Below are 5,647 nucleotides of genomic sequence, written 5' to 3'. Positions count from 1 at the left end.
AACGGGAACAGCGGGAATACCAACGGGAACAGCGGGAATACCAACGGGAACAGCGGGAATACCAACGGGAACAGCGGGAATACCAACGGGAACAGCGGAAATACCAACGGGCATAGATACACCAACGGGCACACCCGCGCCATCGGGAACACCGATGCCATCGGAAACACCGGCACCATCGGGAACACCGACTCCGACACCAACTTTCAACCAACCCAATGCAGTTGAAAACACCATACTTGGTGTATCGGGAATTCAAATAGGCACTGCCCAAAACGATGAATTTCTCGGCGCTAACAACGGCAATATATTCGATGGCCAATTCGGGGATGACAACTTATATGGTGGTGCCGGCAACGACATCTTTAATGGCAATCAAGGCAACGACTTCATCACCGGAGGCAAAGGTGACGACATCCTCTATGGAGAAGAAGGAAACGACATCGTTCTTGGCGAGTCGGGCAACGATTTAATCTTCGGAGGCAAAGGCAATGACTCGTTACATGGCGGCCAAGGCAATGACATCATTTATGGCAACAAAGATGATGACTTCCTCGATGGTGGCAAGGATAATGACGTTTTATATGGAGGCAAAGGTAACGACATCATCCTTGGTAGTCAAGGTAATGATACTCTTTACGGAAACCTAGATAACGATACTCTCACGGGTGGGAAGGGCGACGATCTCCTTGACGGAGGCCTGGGGAATGATAGTTTGATTGGCGGTAGCGGCAACGATATCTTTGTCTTAAAAGCTGGTCAAGGATTTGACATAATCGCTGATTTTACCATCGGTCAAGATTTGATGGGATTAAGCGGAGGTTTGAGCTTTAGCCAGTTAGCAATCACTCAAAATACTCAGGGAACTCTCATCAAAAATGTCTTGACAGGAGAAGAGTTAGGTGTGATGATTGGAGTGAGTGCCAATGCGATTACATCAGCTAATTTCCGGTTGATTTAGGAAATCAAGAAAAGTACGATCGCCCATTTGATCCACAAGGGCGATCGCACTTAACCCAAAAGTCGAGATCCAAATTTGAGCACACTTGAGAAGCCCGACTTCTGTAAGCCGTTGGGCTTCTCGTCTTCATGCTCAACCTTTTCTAAACTGTCTTATACCAATTTTCTAAAGTCCTGCTACAGATAGAGACTCTAAAATAAATTCCCATCCCGTCAAAGAAGCAATAACTTCCAACCTCAAGTTATTTAACTCTTTTTGCATCGCTGCTCTCAACTCTTCTATTTGGTCACATCTCAAATGTCAAGAATCTAAAATGTGAAATTATTTGACCAAAAAGAGCGGTCGGTATTCTGTTCGCTGTCGGCAAGTGCGATCGCACTTGCCGACAATCGACAAGAACCGGAATCCCTCAATTACTCGAAAGTTGGGGGATTTTTCTTGGCTCAAAACATCCCATCCAGTAAGTCGGTAACGGTCCCTTGGTCGCGCCCCCGGTTGTCGTCATATATCATGAGCGTATTCAAATTCCTGTGCCTGCTGAGTTTCTGAACTTTCCGCACATCCCCATCTGTTGCGTCCAGCGCCGCCGTGATAGCGCTGTGTCGGATGCGGTGGGGGGACATCTGCTTTTTAATACCAGCCTTTTCGCTGTAGCGAACAACCATCTTGCAGATACCGTCGCCGCTAAGTCTGTGTCCGCTGTGAGCCGAGTCAAGTGCTATAAAAAGCGGGCTATCGTGCGCGCAACTTCCCCTTGCTTCTAACCAATCGGCGATCGCCTGCACTGTTGCAGAACCCAAATCGATCGTCTCAGCTTGCGTACCGCGTCCCTTGCCGAGAATCCGCAAAGTCTTACCGATCGGGTCAAAGTCACAAACACTCAACTGACTGATTTCGTTCCGCCGCAAAGCATTACCCCAAAGCAAGCGCAACAAAGCATAGTCCCGCTTACCCGCCAGAGTTGCCAGATCGCACGCCGCCAAAATCCGCTCAAAAGTCTTAGTATCAACGCCCGTCGTATCTCGATAACCGACAATTTTCTCCCCCTTGACATCCTCCAAACTGTAATGGCACACACCCAGCTTGCGACCCATTTCCACCAACGACTTGACCGCCGCCAGCCGCCGATTAACAGTCGCTTCCTTAAGTCCCTTGTCAATCAGCTTAGCTTTGTACTTCAACACCACCGACACTGCTTGACGTTCCTCAAGGTGCAAAAACTCCAAAACGTTATCAGGCACGGCGGGCGTCCCCGTCATAGTTACCAAAAAGTCATTAACATCGCGCTCATAGGCGCGTCGTGTATTTTCCGAGCGCTTGTCGGCGAGTAATTGTTTTAACACATCAGGGTCAGTATCTAAAGTGTCGAAATATCTCTCAATTTTGGCATCGAGGGAAGCTTCAAGCCGGGCGATCGAAAGTTCTGGTTTCATTATTGTTTGCTATTGATAACGTATGTTTACGATGGCTAGGGGGTAAAAATGCGCCCGCCCAAGGTGGACGGGACTGTGTTGTCTAAGTGGCTCTGTTTTTTAGTATGTCAAGTTGCGCCAAAACTGCAACTTGATTTTCGGCCTCAAGCACGATCGCCAGACGCTCGCGAACCTGCAATTTCGAGCTCAAGGCGATCGAAGTTACAGGCCGCCACATCCGACTTTGCGTTGGACGGCGATTCGCTAGGGCATTAGTTTTGTGGTAAGCCTGGTACTTTGTCTTACCTGTGCGTCGTACACTATAACAATTTGTAGGACGGCTTTCCAGAGGTAGTAAGACCAGATTGTCAGACACAAGTAAGACCAACTTCCAGCAAGTGTAGGACGGTGTGAAGTTATGCGTCTTACACTTTTAGCATGAGTAATTTGCTAGTTAGCAGCGCGGTTTCTATCCGGGTAGGTCGAGGTTATTCATTTTTCTAGGTTCGGTGTAGTGTGTGGCGTGTAAGTTTGTCTTACGTTTATGTTTTACATAATGGCAGTGCATAAGACAATTGTTAGAGATAATGGTGTGTATGACAAACAAGTGTATGACAACTTTTGCTTATCTGTCCTACAAACAACAACTGATGTTATACAATAAAGTCATACATATATGACTGAGGTAAGACAATGGCTTCGACATCACTAACTTTTCGCTGTCCAGATGAAGTGTTGGACGCGATCGACAATCTAGGGAAAGAGCGTTATCCGGCGGCTAATACTAAACACGGGTGCGATCGCTCTAAGGCCCTGATGGACATTATGCGGGCGGGCATCGCGGCGCTAAATGATGGCTCGATCGTCTTACCCGCACCCGCAGTCGCAGGAGCCAGACAACAACCGTGCGACGTAAGACAAGAGTTGTTAGACAGCTTGGAACAGCGTATGGTAGCACTAAAAGCAGAATTAAAGGCTGAAATCTTGGGGGAGTACGCAGCCTGACCGATCGCCCCAATGACGAAGCGCTCAGTCAGGCACTGAAACAAACTCAAGACGAACTCGCAGCAGCCAAACAGGAATTGGCAGAGAAAGATTACAACTATTCAACACTGACAATAATCAACCAGCAGCTTAATCAGCAATTGGAGGAAGTGACGGTCGATCGAGCCAAACTTCTAGAATCGAGCATTACTCTAAAATCCAACCTTGAACGCCAGCAGGTGCAAGAATTACGATCGCAACTGGCGACAGAAAAAACTCGATCAGAGGATGCGTGGGAAGAATTAGACGATGCTGAGGAGACGTGCGGGGAATTGCGATCGGAACTTGCCGACCTGAAACAAAAATCAGCCACTGCCAACAAAGATTTACCAGAAGCAGCCGACATCCTCAAAGATTTAAGGAAAGTCCTGGGCAAAAAATCTACCGCATCGCTCGCAGATGTTGAGAAAATCTTAGAAATTCTTGAGGGAAACGGCAATGAATGATGAACCGATTGAATGCCCGAACTGTGGCAGCACCGAGCTGACCGTGATTTCCGTAAGCCACCGTGAAACGTTGGAGGAATTTACCAATTATCGGTGTTCCGCCTGCAATCACACTTTTGAGAACATCACCGACCTCGAAGGAGAGGAGCGGGAAGAGATGCGAAACTATGCTGAAATGCAGCGGGAAGAGCGGGGAGAATAGAAGAGTCCTGAGCTACATCCCAGGAAATTAGGAAGCTACCGCCCCGGTTCACTTCGGGGCTTTACTAGATCTAAAAAACAGAAAAATGAACGAACAGCGACAACCACAGCCCCGCCCCTATGACGCTGTACTCGGAGGTACAAGCTATGAGTCACAGTACCCCTATCTCAATCCAAGTGATTTTGATGCGAAGAGGTTGGGGAGGTTAGTCAGTGAGAAGCGGGGAAGACGTGCTTACAAGGATGTAAAAAGAGAGATTGGAGTATCTCTTGTCGCCATTTACAGGGCGGAAACAGCCCACATCGAGAATCGACCTTTACTAGCTTATATCCACTTTGAGGATTTTTTGGCTATTTGCAAGTGGCTAGAGGTGTCGCCTGCAGAGTTGGTTATCAGTCCCACTCTGCAAAAGATTCTTGCCGCTCGTGGCGGGCCGAGTCCACGCCCCTACGACGCTGTACTCGGCAGAAGCGATAGGGGAAATTTGTAAAGTTTGTATAAAACTGACAATGCGGATAATTCCGTTATATGCAGTGGTCGATCGCCCCTCAAACAAAAACCCCGGCACAAGGTCGGGGGCATTCAATGAAGGGTAATCGATAATTGGCAACGGGTGCTATTCCAATTAACCACAGTGTAGCGGCTTCACTATTTTTGGCGATCGCTAACTTGATCGACTACCAGAGGTCGCTGACTTGCTCAACCCGTTGAAAGGGCGACGCAATAAATCAAAGGTGGAGCTTGCAGATGTGACTGCTATTCTAGAATTTTTGGAGAGACGGACTAATGAGAAATTATCGGGGCGAAATAATTAATGGGGAAGTTGGCGACTTGGTAAAAGGCCGCTGCGACTTCGAGCACGTGGCGCGCGTAGTTGAAATTGCGAAGGATGGCTATGGTATCACAATCGAGGAAACATCGTACAAACTTGCCGACGATGGCTTCACCGTCATAGGGGAGGACACGCCAAGCAAACTTGGCGAAACTCCCCGCAGGTACACCACAAACAGCGCTTCAATCCTTTTTTTGAAAGAGCAACGGGAGGAAGAATAATGGGGGCAATGTACTTGGGCAATTGCGATCGCACCCAAACAAAAAAGCTCCCCGACCGAAAATGTCAGGGAGCTTTTTTACACGATGGGTAATTGGTAATTGGCAATTGGCTTTCATCCTTGGCCCCAATTAATTGCAGTATAGCGGCTTCATCAGTTTGCGCTGTATTCATTAGAATGTAAGCAAACAAATGCGGTGAAACTCTTGCTAGTAAACCTTTACAGCCTCAAGGTCTAGCTCAAATGTGATAAATAACTGGAAGAATACTTATCACGCTATTTAGACTTGAGTTTCTGTTAGCTTCGTCTTGAAAAAACGCAAAAAACCGGGACAGTAATTCGCCCCAGCCAAGCGTGTTTTATTCACCGGAATCCTTAATTCTCGATCGCGCTTCCGAATCATCTCCAAGGTCAGGCAGCGTTTGCGAGATAATGGCTAAGGAATGAAAAATTAATACAGCACTTTGCGTGACTAAGAGGTACAGTAACAGCAGTGAGCAAAATAATTTTTGATTTGCTTAGTTGAACAT

The 5,647-nt window shown here is 47.5% G+C and carries 8 protein-coding genes; 6 read left to right on the top strand and 2 right to left on the bottom strand.

What is annotated here, in order from left to right:
* Positions 1 to 961, top strand: a 961-nt coding sequence (locus QUA23_RS27645) for a calcium-binding protein (RefSeq protein ID WP_333110615.1), incomplete at its 5' end; no start/stop codon positions are given.
* Positions 962 to 1,404: 443 nt separating this feature from the next.
* On the opposite strand, the gene QUA23_RS27640 is transcribed toward QUA23_RS27645, so the two are convergent.
* A complete protein-coding gene (locus QUA23_RS27640; RefSeq protein ID WP_333078802.1) occupies positions 1,405 to 2,394 on the bottom strand; it encodes a tyrosine-type recombinase/integrase in 990 nt (329 codons plus the stop codon).
* An 82-nt stretch (positions 2,395 to 2,476) separates the two neighbouring features.
* On the bottom strand, positions 2,477 to 2,749 hold the full coding sequence (locus QUA23_RS27635; RefSeq protein WP_333078801.1) for a hypothetical protein: 273 nt from the start codon (positions 2,747 to 2,749) through the stop codon (positions 2,477 to 2,479).
* Positions 2,750 to 3,066: 317 nt separating this feature from the next.
* On the opposite strand from QUA23_RS27635, the gene QUA23_RS27630 reads away from it, so the two are divergent.
* The 5 genes from QUA23_RS27630 to QUA23_RS27610 all read left to right on the top strand — a co-directional run bounded on the left by QUA23_RS27630 (position 3,067) and on the right by QUA23_RS27610 (position 5,118).
* Complete coding sequence (locus QUA23_RS27630; RefSeq protein ID WP_333078800.1) at positions 3,067 to 3,378, top strand: hypothetical protein; 312 nt, start codon at positions 3,067 to 3,069, stop codon at positions 3,376 to 3,378.
* A 77-nt stretch (positions 3,379 to 3,455) separates the two neighbouring features.
* A complete protein-coding gene (locus tag QUA23_RS27625; protein WP_333078799.1) occupies positions 3,456 to 3,863 on the top strand; it encodes a hypothetical protein in 408 nt (135 codons plus the stop codon).
* Positions 3,856 to 4,065 carry a hypothetical protein gene (locus QUA23_RS27620; RefSeq protein WP_333078798.1) on the top strand — a complete coding sequence of 70 codons (210 nt, stop codon included), beginning with the start codon at positions 3,856 to 3,858 and terminating at the stop codon, positions 4,063 to 4,065. The genes QUA23_RS27625 and QUA23_RS27620 overlap by 8 nt, the downstream gene beginning before the upstream one ends.
* Positions 4,066 to 4,150: 85 nt before the next feature.
* On the top strand, positions 4,151 to 4,555 hold the full coding sequence (locus QUA23_RS27615) for a hypothetical protein (RefSeq protein WP_333078797.1): 405 nt from the start codon (positions 4,151 to 4,153) through the stop codon (positions 4,553 to 4,555).
* A gap of 296 nt (positions 4,556 to 4,851) precedes the next feature.
* Entirely contained in the window at positions 4,852 to 5,118 is a 267-nt protein-coding gene (locus QUA23_RS27610) for a hypothetical protein (RefSeq protein WP_333078796.1), read from the top strand.
* The last annotated feature ends 529 nt before the right edge of the window (positions 5,119 to 5,647 follow it).

It is taken from the genome of Microcoleus sp. Pol1C5 (genome assembly GCF_036701115.1).
Classification (GTDB): domain Bacteria; phylum Cyanobacteriota; class Cyanobacteriia; order Cyanobacteriales; family Microcoleaceae; genus Microcoleus.
Note: the sequence above shows the minus strand (reverse complement) of the source record. Positions and strands in the feature narration are given on the sequence as shown.